Origin of the sequence: Halorubrum tibetense (assembly GCF_042661865.1) — an archaeon.
In the GTDB taxonomy this organism is placed as follows: Archaea; Halobacteriota; Halobacteria; order Halobacteriales; family Haloferacaceae; genus Halorubrum; species Halorubrum tibetense.
On the sequence record NZ_JBHSWW010000412.1, the window covers coordinates 1 to 1,561 of the forward strand.

Genomic DNA, 1,561 nt, shown 5'->3' on the forward strand with positions numbered 1-1,561 from the left:
ACCGACGGGGACCGGCGAGGCGCTCGTCGTCGACGACGCGACGGAGACGGCACACACCCTCCGGATACGGCGGCGACGAACGCCACACGGCGGCGGGAGCCCGGCGGCCAGCGGCGTCGACATCGACGCCGACTGAGCGGCTCCGATCGGCTCACGACCCGCCGGAACGATCGGAACGCACAACACCGGCGACGGCGACCGGTCGGACATGGAACGGACGGTCGTCGGGGCCGGGATTGTCGCAGTCGGCGGGTTCCTCGGGGCCGTAACACGGTACGCCGTCGACGTCGCGAGCGGCGACGTGACTGGGATCGGGACCCTCCTCGTGAACGTCATCGGGTGTTTCCTGCTCGGGGTTGCCGTGACACGGACGCTGACCGTCCGAGTCCGGCTGTTCGTCGCAACCGGCTTCATCTCCTCGTTCACGACGTACAGCGCGTTCGCCGCCGACGCGATCACATTCGGTACGATAGCGGGGACGGGATACGTCCTCGTCAGCTACGGAGCGGGGTTCGCTGCGGCGGTCGCCGGACTGACCGTCGGGAGGCGACGGTGACGGGGTCGCTCGTCGCCGCGATGGCTGTCGGTCTCGGCGGAGCACTGGGCGCGGTGGCTCGCCACGCGGTCGCGTTAAGGATTCAGAGCCGGTGGTCGCTCGTCGTCGTCAACACGGCCGGGAGCTTCGCGCTCGGTGCAGTGATCGCCGCGCCGGTCGACTCCGTCGTCGGACTCGCGGTCGGTGTCGGGTTCTGTGGCGCGTTCACGACGTTCTCCTCGTTCGCCGTCGAGACCGTGATGACCGCGGAGCGCGGAGAACCCGTCGTCGCGACGCGGTTCGCCGTCGGTAGCGTCGTCGCTGCGGTCGCCGCGCTCCTCGCCGGGTCGAGTCTCGGTCTCGCCATCAGCTGACCTCCGGTGTGGTCGGGGACGACGGTGGGCGCAGGATCGTACGTCGAACGATAGATACAGGCGGATACGGACCGTACTCGCGAGCGTGACTGACGACGGCGACGACTCGGACGGGAAGCGATCGGTGATCGGGGAGTCCGACGACGCCCGCGAGGAAGCGGCTCCGACCCCCGATCCGGACGCGGTCGGCGAGGTCGACTTCGCCGACCTGTCGCTCCCGCAACGGGTGTTCGTCGCCGCGGTTCAGAACCCGACGCGTGGGGTAGTGATCGCCGCGCTGTTCGCGTTCGCCTTCTCGTTTTACATCGCGTTCTGGATGGTGTTTCCCCGGCTCGCGGCCGCCTTCACCGGGCTCGGGATCGTTCTCGCCGCCGTCCTCGCCGTCGTCTACTACCTGTTCGCCCGGTACGTGGACTGACCGCGACCCGGGCCGGTAGCCAGCACGGCGGCCCGGCCGACGACCGGGGTGGCAGGTGTGAGAGGACTGGCGGACGTGAGAGGGCTGGCGGACGTGAGAGGGCTGGCGGACGTGAGAGGGGCGTTAGCGGACGGAGTCACGGGTGTGGCTCGTAGAACCGGCGGAGTGCGGTTCCGAACCCGTCGGCGAGCGTCTCGACGGCCTCGCCGACGAGCACGTCGCGCCCCGCGAACG

General features: G+C 70.0%; 3 protein-coding genes and 1 pseudogene. All 4 read left to right on the forward strand.

Annotated features, from left to right (window positions below; translation table 11 throughout):
• Positions 1-136 (forward strand): annotated as a pseudogene (locus ACFQEU_RS15660) (ATPase); the annotation flags it as partial.
• A 72-nt stretch (positions 137-208) separates the two neighbouring features.
• Positions 209-556, forward strand: a complete 348-nt coding sequence (locus tag ACFQEU_RS15665; RefSeq protein ID WP_379783675.1) for a fluoride efflux transporter FluC — start codon at positions 209-211, stop codon at positions 554-556.
• Positions 553-909, forward strand: a complete 357-nt coding sequence (locus tag ACFQEU_RS15670) for a fluoride efflux transporter FluC (RefSeq protein ID WP_379783677.1) — start codon at positions 553-555, stop codon at positions 907-909. Before ACFQEU_RS15665 ends, ACFQEU_RS15670 begins: the two co-directional genes overlap by 4 nt.
• An 85-nt stretch (positions 910-994) precedes the next feature.
• The gene (locus ACFQEU_RS15675) at positions 995-1,327 is read left to right on the forward strand and encodes a hypothetical protein (protein WP_379783679.1); all 333 of its coding nucleotides are present in this window, start codon (positions 995-997) and stop codon (positions 1,325-1,327) included.
• Positions 1,328-1,561: the final 234 nt, after the last annotated feature.